This is a genomic window from Herbaspirillum sp. GW822-FHT03A08 (genome assembly GCF_058801885.1).
The window spans coordinates 114,019-131,003 of record NZ_JBXANR010000006.1 but is presented as its reverse complement, the minus strand read 5'-3'; the positions used below and the strand labels follow the sequence as shown (position 1 = coordinate 131,003).

At 61.1% G+C, this 16,985-nt stretch carries 16 protein-coding genes; 12 read left to right on the top strand and 4 right to left on the bottom strand.

Annotated features, from left to right (window positions below):
- Positions 1-13: 13 nt before the first annotated feature.
- The 3 genes from gcvA (at position 14) to AC1RN6_RS19215 (ending at position 2,687) form a co-directional block, all read left to right on the top strand.
- Complete coding sequence (gene gcvA, locus AC1RN6_RS19225) at positions 14-919, top strand: transcriptional regulator GcvA (RefSeq protein WP_493007026.1); 906 nt, start codon at positions 14-16, stop codon at positions 917-919.
- A gap of 74 nt (positions 920-993) precedes the next feature.
- Positions 994-1,821, top strand: coding sequence for an EamA family transporter (locus tag AC1RN6_RS19220; RefSeq protein WP_493007025.1), 828 nt, complete (start codon positions 994-996; stop codon positions 1,819-1,821).
- Positions 1,822-1,925: 104 nt separating this feature from the next.
- A complete protein-coding gene (locus tag AC1RN6_RS19215) occupies positions 1,926-2,687 on the top strand; it encodes an SDR family oxidoreductase (protein ID WP_493007024.1) in 762 nt (253 codons plus the stop codon).
- Positions 2,688-2,740: 53 nt separating this feature from the next.
- Here AC1RN6_RS19215 and AC1RN6_RS19210 read toward each other — a convergent pair whose 3' ends face one another.
- Positions 2,741-3,517 (bottom strand): NAD(P)H-dependent oxidoreductase, encoded by a 777-nt coding sequence (locus AC1RN6_RS19210; protein ID WP_493007023.1) that lies wholly within the window; start codon positions 3,515-3,517, stop codon positions 2,741-2,743.
- 92 nt (positions 3,518-3,609) lie between these two features.
- Here AC1RN6_RS19210 and AC1RN6_RS19205 point away from each other — a divergent pair, with 92 nt between their 5' ends.
- Positions 3,610-4,503 (top strand): LysR family transcriptional regulator, encoded by an 894-nt coding sequence (locus AC1RN6_RS19205; protein ID WP_493007022.1) that lies wholly within the window; start codon positions 3,610-3,612, stop codon positions 4,501-4,503.
- A 92-nt stretch (positions 4,504-4,595) separates the two neighbouring features.
- Here the strand turns inward: AC1RN6_RS19205 and phaP are convergent, their stop codons facing one another.
- The 3 genes from phaP to AC1RN6_RS19190 all read right to left on the bottom strand — a co-directional run bounded on the left by phaP (position 4,596) and on the right by AC1RN6_RS19190 (position 6,890).
- Positions 4,596-5,156 (bottom strand): TIGR01841 family phasin, encoded by a 561-nt coding sequence (gene phaP / locus AC1RN6_RS19200; protein ID WP_007884453.1) that lies wholly within the window; start codon positions 5,154-5,156, stop codon positions 4,596-4,598.
- Positions 5,157-5,356: 200 nt separating this feature from the next.
- On the bottom strand, positions 5,357-6,529 hold the full coding sequence (locus AC1RN6_RS19195) for a patatin-like phospholipase family protein (RefSeq protein ID WP_493007021.1): 1,173 nt from the start codon (positions 6,527-6,529) through the stop codon (positions 5,357-5,359).
- A 112-nt stretch (positions 6,530-6,641) separates the two neighbouring features.
- Complete coding sequence (locus AC1RN6_RS19190) at positions 6,642-6,890, bottom strand: DUF3717 domain-containing protein (RefSeq protein WP_493007020.1); 249 nt, start codon at positions 6,888-6,890, stop codon at positions 6,642-6,644.
- Between the two features lie 301 nt (positions 6,891-7,191).
- On the opposite strand from AC1RN6_RS19190, the gene AC1RN6_RS19185 reads away from it, so the two are divergent.
- The 8 genes from AC1RN6_RS19185 to AC1RN6_RS19150 are packed head-to-tail and all read left to right on the top strand — an operon-like array spanning position 7,192 to position 16,951.
- Entirely contained in the window at positions 7,192-8,433 is a 1,242-nt protein-coding gene (locus AC1RN6_RS19185) for an SfnB family sulfur acquisition oxidoreductase (protein ID WP_493007019.1), read from the top strand.
- A 44-nt stretch (positions 8,434-8,477) separates the two neighbouring features.
- Positions 8,478-9,719: an SfnB family sulfur acquisition oxidoreductase gene (locus AC1RN6_RS19180; RefSeq protein WP_493007018.1), complete on the top strand. Its 1,242-nt coding sequence runs from the start codon at positions 8,478-8,480 to the stop codon at positions 9,717-9,719.
- A 55-nt stretch (positions 9,720-9,774) separates the two neighbouring features.
- The gene (locus AC1RN6_RS19175) at positions 9,775-11,448 is read left to right on the top strand and encodes an ABC transporter substrate-binding protein (protein ID WP_493007362.1); all 1,674 of its coding nucleotides are present in this window, start codon (positions 9,775-9,777) and stop codon (positions 11,446-11,448) included.
- Positions 11,449-11,470: 22 nt separating this feature from the next.
- Entirely contained in the window at positions 11,471-13,099 is a 1,629-nt protein-coding gene (locus tag AC1RN6_RS19170; RefSeq protein WP_493007017.1) for an ABC transporter substrate-binding protein, read from the top strand.
- A gap of 8 nt (positions 13,100-13,107) precedes the next feature.
- Positions 13,108-14,082, top strand: a complete 975-nt coding sequence (locus AC1RN6_RS19165; protein WP_493007016.1) for an ABC transporter permease — start codon at positions 13,108-13,110, stop codon at positions 14,080-14,082.
- A gap of 31 nt (positions 14,083-14,113) precedes the next feature.
- Positions 14,114-15,016: an ABC transporter permease gene (locus AC1RN6_RS19160; RefSeq protein WP_493007015.1), complete on the top strand. Its 903-nt coding sequence runs from the start codon at positions 14,114-14,116 to the stop codon at positions 15,014-15,016.
- Positions 15,017-15,026: 10 nt separating this feature from the next.
- Positions 15,027-15,572: a carboxymuconolactone decarboxylase family protein gene (locus AC1RN6_RS19155; RefSeq protein ID WP_493007014.1), complete on the top strand. Its 546-nt coding sequence runs from the start codon at positions 15,027-15,029 to the stop codon at positions 15,570-15,572.
- Positions 15,569-16,951 (top strand): LLM class flavin-dependent oxidoreductase, encoded by a 1,383-nt coding sequence (locus tag AC1RN6_RS19150; protein ID WP_493007013.1) that lies wholly within the window; start codon positions 15,569-15,571, stop codon positions 16,949-16,951. Before AC1RN6_RS19155 ends, AC1RN6_RS19150 begins: the two co-directional genes overlap by 4 nt.
- The last annotated feature ends 34 nt before the right edge of the window (positions 16,952-16,985 follow it).

Below are 16,985 nucleotides of genomic sequence, written 5' to 3'. Positions count from 1 at the left end.
CCTCGGAATCATCATGAGAGACCTGCCTCCTACCGCCACCTTGCGCGCCTTTGAGGTTGCGACCCGGCATGCCACGTTCACTTCCGCTTCGGAAGAATTGCATGTCACCCAAAGCGCCGTAAGCCATCAGTTGAAGAACCTCGAAGAGATCTGGGGGTTGCAGTTGTTTCAACGCGGCAAGTCATTGAGCCTGACGCCTGCGGGCGCAGCGCTGGCGCCGATCGTGCGCGAGTTCTTCCTGAATCTGGAGACGACTCTCGCTGATCTGCGAGAGCAAAAAGGCAGGGTCCGGCTTAAAGTCAGTACGACCTATTCCTTCGCGCTGAAATGGCTGCTGCCGCGATTGCCGGGTCTGTCGCAACAGCATCCTGAGATTCTGGTCACGCTGGAAACAAGCGACAAAGCCATCCATTTCACCAGCTCGGAGCCTGACGTGGCGATCCGTTTTGGCAATGGACACTATCCCGGCCTGCACTCGGAATTCCTGTTCAGGGAACAGATTTTTCCGGTTGCAAGTCCCGATCTCCTGCAGCGTTTTGGCGCGCCGCGCGAACCAGCCGACCTGCTGCACTACCCTTTGTTGACACGCGACGGCGCCGATCTGGTGCCGAAATGGGCGCTTTGGTTTCAGCATGTCGGGGTAGGCGTTTCCGCACTCAGGGAAAGCGTCAGATTTGCCGACACCAACATGACCATCGAGGCGGCGCTCTTGGGGCAGGGGATTGCTTTGGCGCGCAGCGGCCATGTCGAAGCTGAAATCAGCGACGGCAGCCTGGTCAGGCTGTTTGACGTGCCTTTTCCCTCTCCGGTCGCCTACTATTTTGTCTGCCCGAAAGGCATCGAATCGCAGCCCCACATCGTCAGTTTTCGCAACTGGCTCCTGGCGGAATCCGGCAAGGCCGAACAAGGTTATCGATAGGGTATGAGGATTCATTCATTCTGTGATGAGGAGACTTCGCTTTAATCACAGCGCCGGCTTGCTTAGTATGGCGCATGTCCTTTCACATCATTTCGCTCGTACTCTTGGCCGCGTTCTTGCATGCCGGCTGGAACGCGCTCCTGCGCGGCGGCGCCGACAGGCTGTGGTCGATGACCATCATGTGTCTGGCGGTAGCCATCGCCAGCGCCGCGATCGCCTTGTTCCTGACGTCTCCCGCCAAAGCCAGCTGGAAATATGCCGTACTGTCCGCAGTGCTGCATGTGGGCTACAACCTGTTTCTCGTCAGAAGCTATCGGGTCGGCGATCTCGGACAAACCTATCCTATCTCGCGCGGCTCCTCACCCCTGTTAGTCACCGTTGCAGCATCGGTCTTCGCCGGGGAGAGCGTAGGGATCGGCGCTGTGCTTGGGATTGTCCTGGTGTCGGGCGGCATCATTTCCCTGGCGTTCAGAGGACGCAGGCTCGCCGTCCCGGGTTTGCCGTACGCCTTGGGAACCGGCTGTTTCATTGCCGCTTATAGCGTGACCGACGGTATCGGCGTGCGCCTGTCCGGCGCGCCGATGGCTTACACGGTATGGATGTGCGCCTTATGGGGCATCCTGATGCCGCCGGTCTACATCGGTCTGCGCGGCGCGCGCAGTTTATTTACCGTGCGGCCCGGACTCATCACTGCCTTCATCGGCGGGCTGGTCTCTCTTCTGGCCTATGGAATCGTCATCTACGCCATGTCCGGCGCACCCATGGGAGCGGTGTCGGCATTGCGCGAAACCAGCGTGCTGTTTGCGGCGCTGATCGGCTATTTTTTCCTGGGCGAGACCCTGACTGTCCGCAAGATGCTGGCGTGCACGGTGATTGCCGCCGGCATCATCATCATCGGCTGACGCCTGCAAGCAAGCGCCAGGAACACGCCGGTGCGACTTTCCGCCCTTGCCGGACCGGTCGTGCTACTCACTCATCATTTCACCACCGCATGGAGGTTCATCGAATGAATATTGTTTCTCAGGCGCCGCTCATACTGATAACGGGCGGTAGCCGTGGCGTCGGTGCCGCGACTGCACGGCTTGCCGCCGCACAAGGCTACGACGTGGCGATCAGCTTCGTTTCCAACGAACCCGCCGCTCGCGCGGTGGCAGCGGAGGTGGAAGCTTTCGGCCGGCGCGCCTTAAGCGTGCGCGCAGACAGTGCCGATCCGGAACAGGTCGCACAATTATTCGCCGCGATCGACCGCGAGTTCGGCCGGATCGACGTGCTGGTCAACAACGCTGCGGTGCTTGGGCTGCAGTCCCGCCTGGAGGATCTCGATGTCGAGAGGGTGCGGCGCATCTTCGCCGTCAACGCGATCGGCCCCATCCTCTGTGCGCAGCAAGCGGCGAAACGCATGTCGTATCGCCACAACGGTCGGGGCGGCTCCGTGATCAACATTTCATCGGCTTCGGCCCGACTCGGCAGCCCCAACGAATATGTCGACTACGCCGCGTCGAAAGGCGCGCTTGAGACCTTCACGACCGGCTTTGCCAAGGAAGTGGCGCGGGAAGGAATACGTGTCAATTGCATTCGCCCCGGGCACATCTACACCGATATGCATGCCAGCGGCGGAGAGCCGGGACGGGTGGATCGCGTCAAGGATTCGATTCCCATGGGAAGAGGAGGCCAGCCCGAAGAGGTAGCGCGGGCGATCCTGTGGCTGGCCGGCTCTGAGGCTTCCTTCATCACCGGTACTTTCCTCGATGTCACAGGAGGCAAGTGAGCCACAGGAGGACGGGACCGGTCCTCGAAGCGTCGAGTCCGAGGACGCGATCGTCAGGCGAGATGGACGGCGAATCCCGATTGGTCCGGTGCGAGATCGGGGCGTAAGGTGAGTTGCGGAATGTCGTAGGCGCCGCCATTTTGTTTGCGGAACGGTATCGGCGCTGTGGTCGACAAGGTATCGAGGCGCCGGCCGAGCGCTTCGCGAATTTCATCAAACCGGACCTCGTCCATCTTGCCGGTCCGGTACACCACGAAAGGCGGCAAGACATCGAAGCCCGGGTAGTAAAGAATGCCGTGATGGATCGGGAACAGCAGGTCGTCGATCGGTCCGTTGACGCCGCGCGGGCTGTAGTGGGATTCCCAGCCGCCCGCCGTGACCACCAGCATGGCGCGCTTGCCCGCCAGCGTGCCTTCGCCGAAGCGGTCGCCCCAATGCCTGTCGGAGTGTTCGCCTACGCCGTATGCAAAGCCGTAGGCATAGACACGGTCGACCCAGCCTTTGAGAATGGCAGGCATCGCATACCACCACAGCGGAAACTGCAGAATCACGGTGTCCGCCCACAGCAGTTTTTCCTGCTCCAGCGCGACGTCGTCGCTTTGCAATCCGTTTTCGTACGCGTGCTGAGATTCCATGGAGGCATCGAAGTGCGCGGGATTGAGGCGCTGCTTGCTGTCGCCGGCGTCGACCTGTGCTTTCCATTGCATGGCGTACAGATCGGAGACGCGCACGGTGTGTCCGGCTTGCTCCAGATGCCGGATGGTGAAATCGCGCAGCGCGCCGTTGAGGGACTGCGGTTCGGGGTGGGCGTAGATGAGAAGAATGTTCATGGCTGGGTTTTCGTTGAGATCAATGAAGATTGCCCAGCTTAGGGTGTGCTCAGGTATATTGGAAATGAATTGCTGATATACAAGGTATTGACATGAATAATCTCCGCAAGCTCGATCTCAATCTGCTGGTAACCCTTGACGTCCTGCTGGCGGAACACAATGTGACCCGCACCGCGGAACGCCTGAACTTCTCGCAGCCATCGATCAGCGTGCACCTTGCCAAGCTGCGCGACATTTTCGGCGACCCGCTCCTGTTGCCGGGACCGCGCGGCATGCAGCCGACTGCGCGGGCTGAGGCTTTGCGCGAGCCGTTGCGGGAGGCGCTCGATGCGCTGGAGCGCGCGGTTGCGCCGGAAGCGCCTTTTGATCCGGCGGCTGCCGTCAACAGCTGGTGTGTTGCCGCCACAGACTACAGCGAATCGGCCGTTCTGCTGCCGGCGCTGGGCGGCCTGAGGCAGGCGGCGCCGGGCACGCGGCTGGCGGTGGTCGAACTCGCACCTTCGCGCATTGCACGGCAGGCGGAACTAGGCGACATCGACATGGCTTTTCACATCACCGATGAGGCGCCATCCGGCATGCGCCGGCGCGCCTTGTTCGCTGAGAGGTATGTGCTGGTGGGGCGGGCGGGACACCCGATGCTGCGCAAACGGCTGAGCCCGGCGCAATTCTGCGAGCTCGAGCATGTCATCGTGTCACCCGACGGCGGCGGTTTTCGCGGCGTCACCGACACTGTGCTGGCGACCGCCGGGCTGACGCGCCGCGTCGTGCTTTCGGTGCCGCATTTTCTGTTCATGAAATCGGTGCTGGCCAGTACCGATCTCGTTGCGATGCTGCCTGAGCGGCTGGTGCGCGACGGCGCCGGGTTGGAAGTCGTGGAGCCGCCGGTCGATGTACCCGGCTATGAATTATCGATGCTCTGGCATGAGCGCTCCCATCGCGATCCGGCGCATCAATGGCTGCGCGAGTACATTGCCAATGCTGTATAAGCCGGCCAATAAAAAACGGACCGCATGGGCGGTCCGTTTCAAGAGGTATTGCGAGCGTACTGCGGCAGTCTGACGACTGTGCCGAAGATGGATTACTTCTTGCGGCTGGTGGTCTTTTCAGCAGCTTGTGTGAATTGCTTGGCCGCGTTGCTCAGGTGGCCTTCCAGTGTTTCCACGGCTTGCTTGGTGTTCTTGGTCAGTTGCTCGTAGCTGGCGTTGGCGTTGCCGATTGCCGACTTCAGCAGGGCGACGGCGTTTTCCGAACCGGCTGGTGCGTTCTTGGCGATCTCGTCGACCAGAGCGCTGACTTTACGGCTGGTTTCAGCGACTTGCGCTTCAGTTGCCTTGGTCAGTTCAGCTTGAGTAGCCGACACGATGCTTGCCAGATGACGACCGTAAGCGGCAGCCTTTTCTGCGGTCGGTTGGGCTTGAGCTTGCGCCAGCGCCAGCAGTTCTTGCGGATCCTTGATGGATGCAAATTGCTGTGCAGTGGCGGCGGACTCTTCCAGCGATGCCTTGGCGGCGCTCAGGTTCAGTTCGACGATCTTTTCCAGACCTTCGAAAGTCTTGGTGGTCAGTGTATTGATCAGATCCAGTTGAGCCTGGAAGTGGGTCTTGGTTGCAGCGGAAAATTGGTCTTGATACGAAAACATGTGCTTCTCCTTTGGTTTTCAAAAACAGCTGGGGACTAGCGGCTTCGGTCTCGTAAAACTATTTTTGTGCGCCGCAACAATTACTATTTTACGCACTTAAATGGTGAGGTCAAGAACTTTTTGTGCGCCGCACCAAATTGTGATCAATTGCAACAATAACAACACATTTTGTTATTGCACGGCGTCAACAACGAGCGGCTTCAACCCGTTGCCACTTCCACTACCGCCGGCAATTCATGCACCACGACACCCGCGTCCGAGACCTGGAAGGGACAGCCCTGGCTAATCTCAATGCCGCGCATGGCATCCTGATAACCTTGCTCCCAGCGCCACTCGATCGAGCCGCGCGAGAAATTTACATCCTTGGACGCCATGTTCCAGTCACGCCCGGCATAGGGCAGGCGCACGATATGGATCGTCGTATCGGCGCCAAGTTCAGCCAGTTGCTTGCGGTCGGCCGGTTTGCGCAGGTCGGCGGGCAGCCGTTCATACAATTCGCGCGCCAGCTTGCGCAGCTGATATTGCTTCAGATAGGCCTCGATGTGGCGCTGCGAGCGCGAGGCGAAGGTGACGTCCTTCTGGCGCGTCTGGACTTCTTCATAGGTGCGCGGCTCCGGACCGTCGGCATGCCACAGATCGACCATCATGCACAGCGTGTCCTGGCGCGGCTCATCGTTGAGTACCGCTTCCAGCGGCGTGTTGGAGTACAGGCCGCCGTCCCAGTAGAGATCGCCGTCGACGCGAATCGGGGCAAAGCCGGGCGGCAACGCGCCGCTGGCCATGACATGTTCAGGGCCGATGGCTTGCTGATCGGAGTCGAACTTGACCAGGGTTCCGCAGGTTACCTTGACTGCGCTGATGGTCAGGCGGATGCCGGCGTCCTTGTTGTTGAGATAGTCAAAGTCGACGTACTTATTGAGCGTAGCCCGCAATTCCTCGGTGTTATAGAAACTGGCTTCCTCCGGCGGCACCGGCAGGCCGATGGCGAAGGGGCTGAAGGCGCGCGGAGTAAAGAAGCCGGGGACGCCGCGTGCGAAGGTATCCATGGTGGTCATCCAGGTCGCCAGCTGGCGCGTCGCGTCGGGGACTTGCTGCAGATTGATGAGATCGGCGTGAGAGATGCTTTCCCAGAATTCACGCAGGCGCTGGATGCGGAACTCGCGTTCATTGCCGGCGATGATGGCGGCGTTGATGGCGCCGATCGACGTGCCGACCACCCAATCCGGCGTGAGATTGTTCTCGTGCATGGCCTGGTAGACGCCGGCCTGATAGGCGCCGAGGGCGCCGCCGCCTTGCAGCACCAGGGCAATGCGATGCCTGCGTTCAGTTGATACGGATGCCGGGGAAGGGCTTACAGCGGGTTTGCGTCGCATCTTGATCCTTGGGGTTGGAATACAACAGACTGCGCATTATGCAAATTGTTCAATGCAGCATCCGACAAAAATCATACGCCACAAATGTGACAAGCGCGCCGGGACAGCGGATTCAGGCGTTCTGGGATGTCCGGGTCTGACGCCAGGCGTCGACCAGCTGACGCGGTTCCTTGCCGACAGCCTCAAGGTCGATGGCATGCAAGTGCTCAATAATCATCACGGCATAGACATCGGCCAGGGCGTTGACCTCGGGCGACAGCGCGCATTCTTCGCCCGTGGCGGGACGCTGGATGCGCCAGTAGTTGATGGCTTCTTCCAGTTCCGTCAGGGAAAGTGTGGTGGCAATCGTCATGTCGTTCATGCGCTTTATTGTACGCCTGCCGCCGTGGCGGCAAACGAACCGGACATGGCGCACGCCGCAATGCCTTGTGCCGCAGAGACAGGAGCCTGGTTGCATCAATACGTCCGGACGGACAATGCAAACATACACGGCAACACCATATACAAGCAGTCCGGCCAGCAGTTCATGCAATTTTCAAACTAAGAAATACGAAATGCTTCGTTCTGCAAAAAGACGGACTTTGATTTAATGGCCCATCGTTAATCTTGTCTGCGCTTGCTGCCCTCTGCAGCAAAGCGGTCAATCTCGGAGCCAGTCCATCATGTCAGCGGTCATCGAAAAATCGATCGCGGGCGCAGCCGTCTCTACGCCCCGTGCGCCGGCGCACCGCATCCTCAGTGAAACAGAAGCGCTGGAAACAGCACGCAGGCTGGCGCAGGATTTCGCTGCGGAAGCTGCTGAACGGGATCAGCAGCGACGCCTGCCGCATGCGGAGATCGAGCGTTTTTCTTCCAGCGGCTTGTGGGCCATCACGGTACCAAAGGCATACGGCGGCATCGGCGCGTCGTGGGTGACGCTGGCCGAAGTCGTCAAGATCATTTCCGCCGCCGATCCCTCCATCGGCCAGATCCCGCAAAATCATTTCGGCATCCTGAATGTGCTGGCGCAGACTGCCAGCGAAAGCCAGAAACACTATTTCTACGGTGAAGTACTCAAAGGCGCCCGCTTCGGCAACGCCGGTCCCGAGCGCACCAGCAAGAACGTTCTCGATATCCGCACGCGCATCACCAAAGATCCCGGCAGCGTCGACTACCTGCTCAACGGCACGCGCTTTTATTCCACCGGCGCGCTGTATGCCGACTGGGTGCCGACGCGCGCGCTGGACGACGAGGGCAAGGGCGTGTTCGTCTTCGCCGAACGTCATGCGCCGGGACTGAGCGTGGTCGACGACTGGTCCGGATTCGGCCAGCGCACCACCGCCAGCGGCACCGTCATCTTCGATAACGTGCGCGTATCGTCCGGCCACATCGTACCGTTGCATCAGCTGGCGACGCAGCCCAACAACATCGGTCCGGTGGCGCAACTGATCCAGGCTGCGATCGATGCCGGCATCGCCCACGCCGCCGTCGACGATGCGGTCGCGTTCATTCGCCAGCGGTCGCGTCCATGGGCCGACAGCGGCGTCGAGCGCGCCGGCGACGATCCGCTCACGATCAACCAGATCGGCGATCTGAAGATTCGTTTGCATGCCGCCGACGCCTTGCTCGAACGCGCTGCGCGCACGCTCGACAAGCTGACGCTCCCCGTCAGCTACGAGCAGATGGCGCAAGCCTCGGTCGCCGTCGCCGAGGCCAAGGTGCTGACCACCGAAATTGCGCTGCATGCCAGCGAAAAACTGTTCGAGCTGGCAGGTACGCAATCGACGCTGTCTGCGCACGATCTCGATCGCCACTGGCGCAACGCCCGCGTGCATACGCTGCACGACCCGGTGCGCTGGAAGTATCACGCAGTGGGCAATTACTACCTCAACGACACGCCGCCGCCACGTCATAACTGGTCCTGAGCTGGTCCCGAGCCGGTCAGCCATTTTCATCGAAAGCACACATCATGAGTCATCCCGCCACTGCAGTCGCATCCACCGATGCGCCATCACGCACCGCAGAGCCGCGTCTGGTCGCCCGAATCCGCGACGATGCCGAGGCCATCGAGGTCGCGCACAAACTGGCCACCGAACTGGCGCGCGAAGCATCCGAGCGCGATCGTGAACGCCGTCTGCCGTGGGCCGAGCTGGAGCGCTATGTCCGTTCCGGCCTGTGGGGCATTACCGTACCCAAAGAATATGGCGGGGCCGGCGTCTCCAATGTCACGCTGGCGCAGGTCACGGCGATCATCGCCGAAGCGGACGGTTCGCTCGGACAGATTCCGCAAAACCATTTTTATGCCGTCGAAATCATCCGCGTCAACGGCAGCGAAGCGCAAAAACGCTTCTATTTCGACCGCGTGCTGCAGGGCGACCGCTTCGGCAACGCACTGGCGGAAATCGGCACCAAGAATTCCGCCGAGCGTAAGACACGCCTGACCAAAGACGGCGGCGACTACCGCATCAACGGCCGCAAGTTCTACGCCACCGGTGCGCTCTACGCCAACTGGGTGCCGACCTCGGCCATCGGTGACGATGGGGTACAGCAGCTGGCGCTGGTGCCGCGCGATGCGGAAGGCCTGACCATCGTCGACGACTGGTCCGGCTTCGGCCAGCGCACCACCGGCAGCGGTTCTGCGATCTTCGACAACGTGCGCGTTCCGGCCGACGCCGTACTGGGCTTCCAGGCTTCCTTCGACCGTCCGACGACGGTAGGTCCGCTCGCGCAGATCCTGCATGCGGCGATCGACCTCGGCATCGCGCGTGCTGCTTATAACGATTTGATTCGTTTCGTCTCGACGCGCTCACGGCCATGGATCGACAGCGGCGTCGAACGCGCCGGCGACGATCCGCTGACCATTCGCGAAGTCGGCGACCTGACCGTGCAACTGCATGCCGCCGAAGCGCTGGTGAACCGTGCCGGAGTGAAGGTCGATCTGGCCGCCGCCAATCCCACGGCGGATACCGTCGCCGCAGCATCGATCGCGGTCGCCGAATCGCGCGTATTGACCAACAACGTCTCGCTGGCCGCCGGCAGCAAGCTGTTCGAGCTGGCCGGCACGCAATCGACATTGTCCGAGAACAATCTCGACCGCCACTGGCGCAACGCCCGCACCCACACGCTGCACGATCCGGTGCGCTGGAAGTATCACGCCATCGGCAACTACTACCTTAACGACAAGAAGCCGCCGCGTCACGGTGCGCTGTAAGGCGGCGGTCATGCGGTTTCATTTCCCCTTCGTTCGTACAACAAAAAAAGACATCATGCGCAAGCGCTTTACTACCACCGTCATTCCAGCGTCTCTCATCCCGGGCCTGCTGCTCGCCGCCTTGCCGTTCATCGCAGCAGCGCAAACGCAAACACAAACGCAAACCCAGGCGCAGACGCCCAGATCCGGCGGCACGCTGGTCGCCATCGTCCAGCCCGAACCCGTCACGCTGACCGGCGCCGTCAACACCGCGCAGCCGACCTCGCTGATCGCCACCAACGTCTATGACGGCCTGCTGTCCTATGACAACGACCTCAAGCCGCACGGCCAACTCGCGGAAAGCTGGGAAGTCTCCAAGGACGGCCTCGCCATCACCTTCCATCTGCGCAAGGGCGTCAAATGGCACGACGGCAAACCGTTCACCTCGGCCGACGTCAAATGGTCGGTGGAGAATGTCTGGAAGACCATCCACCCGCGCAACAAGGCCATCCTCGTCAATCTGACCCAGGTCGATGCGCCGGATGCCAATACCGCGATTTTCCGTTTCACCAAGCCGTCGCTGGCCTTGCTGTCCACACTCAATTCCTGGGGCGCGCCGGTATTGCCGAAGCATCTGTATGAAGGCACCGACGTCCTCAACAATCCGAACAACAACAAGCCGGTCGGCACCGGTCCTTTCGTGTTCAAGGAATGGAGCCGAGGCAACTACATCACGCTGGAGCGCAATCCGAATTATTGGGATAAGAGTAACGGCGGGGGCAAGCCCTACCTCGACAAGATCATCTTCAAGGTCGTGCCTGATGCCGGTGCGCGTGCTGCGATGCTGGAAAACGGCGACGCGCAATATGCCGTGTTCAGCCCGGTGCCGCCGAAAGAAGCGCAGCGCCTGGCCGAGTCCGGCAAGGTCAAGGTCGAAACCAATGGCTACCAGTGGTCGTCGCCGGTGCTCTACCTCGACTACAACCTCAACAACAAATATCTGAAAGACGTGCGCGTACGCCGCGCCATCGCCCACGCCGCAAATCTGGAAGGTCTGAACAAAGTCGTCTGGTACGGCTACGGCAAGCCGTCGGTCAGCATCGTGCCGACCACGCTGTCGCAGTTCTTCGACAACACCGTACCGCGCTATCCCTACGACACCAGGAAGGCGGAAGCGCTGCTCGATGAAGCCGGCTTCCCGCGTGGCGCCGATGGTGTGCGCTTCACCATCAACAACGACTATCTACCGTACGGCGACGACTATCGCCGCACCGCCGAATACCTCAAGCAATCGCTCAAGCGCGTCGGCATCGAAGTCAACATCCGCAGCCAGGACACGGCGGCCTTCACCAAGCGGGTCTACGGCGACCGCGACTTCGACACGGCGATCACCTGGAATGCGTCTTTCCCTGACCCGCAGATTGGTCTCACGCGCATGTACTGGTCGGGCTGGATCGGCAAGAACATCCCGTGGACCAACAGCTCCGGTTACAGCAATCCTGAAGTCGACCGCGTGATCGAACAAGCGCAGGGTGCTGCGACCCAGGCCGAGCGCATCGCATTGTTCAAAAAATTCCAGCAGATCACCCAGACCGAATTGCCGACCTTGCCGCTGATCGAACTGCATTTCTTCACCGTGCATTCGCCGCGTCTCAAAGGCATCACGCAGGATGGCGACCAGTCGCAGGGTTCGCTGAAGAATGCGTGGCTGGAGCCGGCCAACGCCAACCTGGCGAAAGCCGGGCAATAAAAATACCGAGGGAACACACAATATGAACAAGACTGTATTCAAACTTCTGGCGGCCACCGCTGCCGCTGCCATCACGCTGGCTTTCACCGCGAATGCCTTTGCGCAGACGCGCGGCGGCACCTTGACCACGATCATCCAGCCCGAGCCGGTGATCCTGACCTCAGCGCTCAATACGGCGGCGCCGACCGGCTTCTTCAGCGCCAACGTGTTCGACGGCCTGGTCGAATACGACAACGATTTCAAACTGCGTCCCGCGCTGGCGGAAAGCTGGGACGTCTCGAAAGACAGCAAGACGCTGACCTTCCATCTGCGCCACGGCGTGAAGTGGCATGACGGCAAGCCGTTCACCTCGGCCGACGTCAAATGGACGCTGGAAAACGTCTGGAAGAAAATACACCCGCGCAACCAGATCATCTACGGCACCGTCACCGGCGTCGACACACCGGACGACTACACCGTCATCATCCGTTTCAGCGAACCGTCGCTGGCGGTCCTGAGCTCGCTCAACAGCAACGGTGCGCAAGTGCTGCCCAAGCATTTGTACGAAGGCACCGACATCCTCAACAATCCTTACAACAACAAGCCGGTCGGCACCGGTCCCTTCGTGTTCAAGGAATGGAGCAAGGGCAACTACATCACGCTGGAGCGCAATCCCAACTATTGGGACAAGAGCAAGGGCGTGAGCAAGCCTTACCTCGACAAGATCATCTTCAAGGTGGTGCCTGACGCCGGCGCACGCGCTGCTGCATTGGAAAAAGGCGAAGCGCAATACGCGCCGTTCTCGCCGGTGCCGCTGAAGGATGCCGAACGCCTCGCCAAGCTGCCGGGCCTGAAGCTGGAAACGCGCGGCTACGACTGGATCTCGCCATGGCTGTTCCTGGATGTCAACGTCGACCGTCCGTATTTCAAAGATGTGCGCGTGCGCCAGGCGCTGGCCTATGCGATCGACCTGAACGCCTTCAACAAGGTGGTCTGGTACGGCTTCGGCAAACCGGCGGTCAGCCCGGTGGTGTCGACGCTCAAGCAATTCCACACCGACGACGTGCCGAAGTACGGCTACGACCCGAAGAAGGCGGAAGCGCTGCTCGATGAAGCCGGCCTGAAGCGCGGCGCCGACGGCACCCGCCTGCGCATCAACCTCGACTACCTGCCTTACGGCGATGACTACAAGCGCAGCGGCGAATACATCAAGCAAGCATTGAAACGTATCGGCATCGACGTCAATGTGCGCGCGCAAGACACGCCGACCTATACCAAGCGCGTCTACGGAGATCGCGACTACGATCTGTCGGTGGTGTGGTTCGCCGGCTTTGCCGATCCGCTGGTGGGCGTGACGCGCGCTTACTGGAGCGATTCGGTCGGCAAGAATATTCCGTGGAGCAACGGCTCGGGTTACCGCAGCGCAGAGGCCGACAAGCTGATCGAGCAGGCGCAATCCTCGGCCAGCCAGAACGAACGCGTCGCCCTGTTCAAGAAACTGCAGCAACGCGTGCAAACCGACCTGCCGTCGATCCCGCTGCTTGAGCTGCACTTCTTCACCGTGCAGGCTGCGAATCTGAAAGACACCGTCACCGGCGTCGACCAGATCTACAGCTCGCTCAAGAACGCCTGGTTCGATAACACGGCCAAAGTCGCCAAAGCAGCTCCCTGAGGATGGCAATGAAGATTAACAACGTCGTCATCCGTCGCCTGCTGCAACTCGTCAGCGTGGCGCTCGGCGTGGCTGTCATCAACTTTTTCCTGTTGCGTCTGGCGCCCGGTGATGCCGCCCAGGTGCTGGCCGGCGAAGCCGGTGCGGCGACGCCGGAATACATGGCGGCGTTGCGCGCGCAGTTCGGACTGGATCAGCCGCTGCTGGTGCAGTTCGGCAAATACCTGCTGAACCTGGCGCATTTCAATCTCGGCTATTCCTTCCGTCACGGCATGCCGGTGGCGCAACTGATCGGGGAGCGCGTACCGGCCACTTTGCTGCTCATGGGTGCGAGCATCCTGTTTGCCGTCCTGGCGGGTGCGACGCTCGGCGCGATTGCGGCCTACCGCGCCGGCAAGATCGCCGACGTAGTGATCTCCACGCTGGCGCTGGTGTTCTTCGCCACGCCGCTGTTCTGGATCGGCCTGATGCTGGTGGTGGTGTTCTCGGTCTGGCTCGACTGGCTGCCGGTGGGCGGCATGTTCACGATCGAAGCCGGCTATACCGGCTGGGCGCACATCGTCGATGTGGCGCGCCATCTGGTGTTGCCGGCGGTGACGCTGGGCCTGTTCTACATGGCGGTCTATACGCGCCTGATGCGCGCGACCATGGTCGAGGTGCGCCGTCAGGATTTTGTCCGCACTGCCGTCGCCAAAGGCGCGCGGCCGCCCCGTGTGCTGTTTGCGCATGTGCTGCGCAATGCCTTGCTGCCGCTGGTCACCATGCTGGGCGTACAGGTCAGCTCCATCATCGGCGGCGCGGTGCTGGTGGAGACCGTGTTCTCGTGGCCGGGGCTGGGACGGCTGGCGTTCGAGGCGCTGTTCCAGCGCGACTTCAATCTGCTGCTCGGCATTTTGCTGTGCAGCTCCATCGTCGTGATCGTAGTGAACTGGGTGGTGGACTTTGTCTATACCCGTCTCGATCCGCGCATTCGTTTTTCCTGAATCAGATGATTTGCCTGAAAGTGACTCTGCAATGAGCGAACTTGTTTCCACACTGGCGCTGGCCAAGGCCGACGCACCCGCCAGCCTGATTGCCGCACCGACCACGCGCGGCTGGTTCGGCCGGCTGCTGCGCTCGCCGTCGGCGCTGGTCGGCGGCGTGCTGCTGTTGCTGGTGGTGCTGATGGCGGTGTCTTCGCCGTGGCTGTTTCCCGGCGATCCGCTGGACATGGTGGCGGAGCCTTTCCTGCATCCCGGTGTCGATGCGGCGCATCTGCTGGGCAGCGACATGCTGGGCCGCGATCTGCTGAGCGGCATCTTCCACGGTGCGCGCGTGTCGCTGCTGATCGCCGTCGTATCGACCTTGCTGGCGCTGCTTCTGGGCGTGAGCGGCGGCTTGCTGGCCGGCTACTACGGCGGGCTTGCCGATGCGCTGCTGATGCGCGTGACGGAATTTTTCCAGACCATCCCGTCCTTCCTGTTCGCGCTGGCGATTGTGGCCGTGGTGCAGCCGACCTTGCTGACGATTGCACTGGCCATCGGCGTGACCGCATGGCCGAGTCTGGCGCGGCTGGTGCGCGCCGAGGTGCTCAAATTGCGCCATAGCGAGATGGTGCAAGCCAGCGCCGCGCTCGGCGCAACCGATCTGCGCATCATACTGCGCGACATCCTGCCCAACACACTGACGCCGATCCTGGTGTCGACCTCGCTGATGGTGGCCACCGCCATCCTCACCGAATCCAGCCTGGCCTTCCTCGGTCTCGGCGATCCCAATGCGGTCAGCTGGGGCAACATGGTCGGCTCCGGCCGCGAAGTGATTCGCACCGACTGGTACATCACGACGATTCCCGGCATCGCCATCGTGGTGACGGTGCTGGCATTGAATTTATTAGGCGACGGACTGGCCGATGTGCTCGATCCGCGCGACAGAAAATAGGAGAAACATCATGGCACGCGTATCCACCTTGCTATCCAACCAGTTGCCTGAGGGCGCCGCCCGCACGATCTTCGAGAAGGTCGAGAACGAATACGGCGCTTTCGGCAACATGCTCGGCGTACTGGCGCACCGTCCGGCGTCGATCGAACACATCTATGGTTTGCTGTTGCAGTTCGCCGCCGAAGGCAACATCTCCAAGCTGCATCTGGAGATCGTGCTGGTCACGGCTTCCAAGGCCAATGAGTGCAGCTACTGCGTCTCGCACCATGCCCCCAAGCTGGTGGCGCAGCACGTCTCGGCGGAAACGGTCGAACGCATCCTCGACGCCGATGTTCCCGGCCTCGGTCCGGTGGAAAAGCTGGTGCGCGACTACGCATTGGCCGTTACCCGCCAACGCGTCGGCGACAGCCTGGTGGCGCGCCTGCGCGAGCATTTCTCTGAATCGCAGATCGTCGAGCTGACTTTGCGCGCCGCGCTGTGCGCCTTCTTTGCACGCTTCAATGAAGCGCTTGATGTACAGCTCGAACCTGAATATGTCACGGCGGACGCAGCATGACCAAAGACGCCGGCAAGAAGGAGATCCGTCTCAACGCATTCAACATGAATTGCGTGAACCACATCAACCACGGCCTGTGGACGCATCCGCGCGACCGCTCGCAAGACTACACCGACATCGAATACTGGACCGACCTGGCCAAGTTGCTGGAGCGCGGCAAGTTCGACGGCCTGTTCCTGGCGGACATCGTCGGCGTCTACGACGTGTACCAGAACTCGGTCGACATCACCCTGCGCGAATCCATCCAGCTGCCGGTCAATGACCCCATGCTGCTGATTTCGGCGATGGGACTGGTGACCGAGCATCTCGGCTTCGGCATCACCGCCAACCTGACGTACGAAGCACCGTTCCTGTTCGCGCGCCGCATGTCGACGCTTGATCATCTGACCAAGGGGCGCGTCGGCTGGAACATCGTCACCGGTTACCTTGACAGTGCCGCCCGCGCCATGGGGCTGTCCGAGCAACTGGAGCATGACCAGCGCTACGACCGCGCAGACGAGTTCATGGAAGTCGTCTACAAACTGTGGGAAGGCAGCTGGGAAGACGATGCCGTCATCCGCGACCGCCAGAACCGCATCTATGCGCAGCCGGACAAAGTCCACAAGATTCATCACAGCGGCGACTACTACAAGGTCGAAGGCTATCACCTGAGCGAACCGTCGCGTCAACGCACGCCGGTGCTGTATCAGGCAGGTTCGTCCGGCCGCGGCCAGGCTTTCGGCGCGCGCCATGCGGAATGTGTATTCGTCTCCGGCCAGAGCAAGGATGCCGTACGCAAGCTGGTGACCGGCATTCGCGAAGGCGCCGTGCGTGAGGGCCGCAAGCCGGACGACGTCAAGATTTTCATGGGCCTGACTGTCGTGGTGGCGCCGACGGAAAAAGAAGCGCACGAGAAGTATGCGGAATATGCGCGCTACGCCAGCCCGGAAGCCGGTCTCGCACATTTCTCCAGCGGTACCGGTATCGACTTCTCGCAGTACGAGCTGGATGAGCCGATCCGCCAGGTCAAGACCAATTCCATCGAATCGCTGGTCAAGACCGTGACCAATCCCGAACTCAACTGGACCAAGCGCAAGCTGTTGCAGCAACTGGAACTCGGTGGCCGCTACGCCACCATCGTCGGTTCGCCGCAGCAAGTTGCCGATGAGCTGGAAGCGTGGGTACGCGAGACCGATATCGACGGCTTCAACCTGACCCGCACGGTGACGCCGGAGAGCTTTGAAGCCTTCGTCGATCTGGTCATTCCCGAACTGCAGACGCGCGGTTCCTACAAGCACGACTACGCGCCGGGCACCTTGCGCGAGAAGTTGTTCACCGGCGGCGCGCGCCTGCCCGAGCAGCATGCCGGCGCGGATTATCGCAGCGGTGTTCCCGCTTGAGCATCGTTAGAGAACCGACCATAGAAAGACTCCC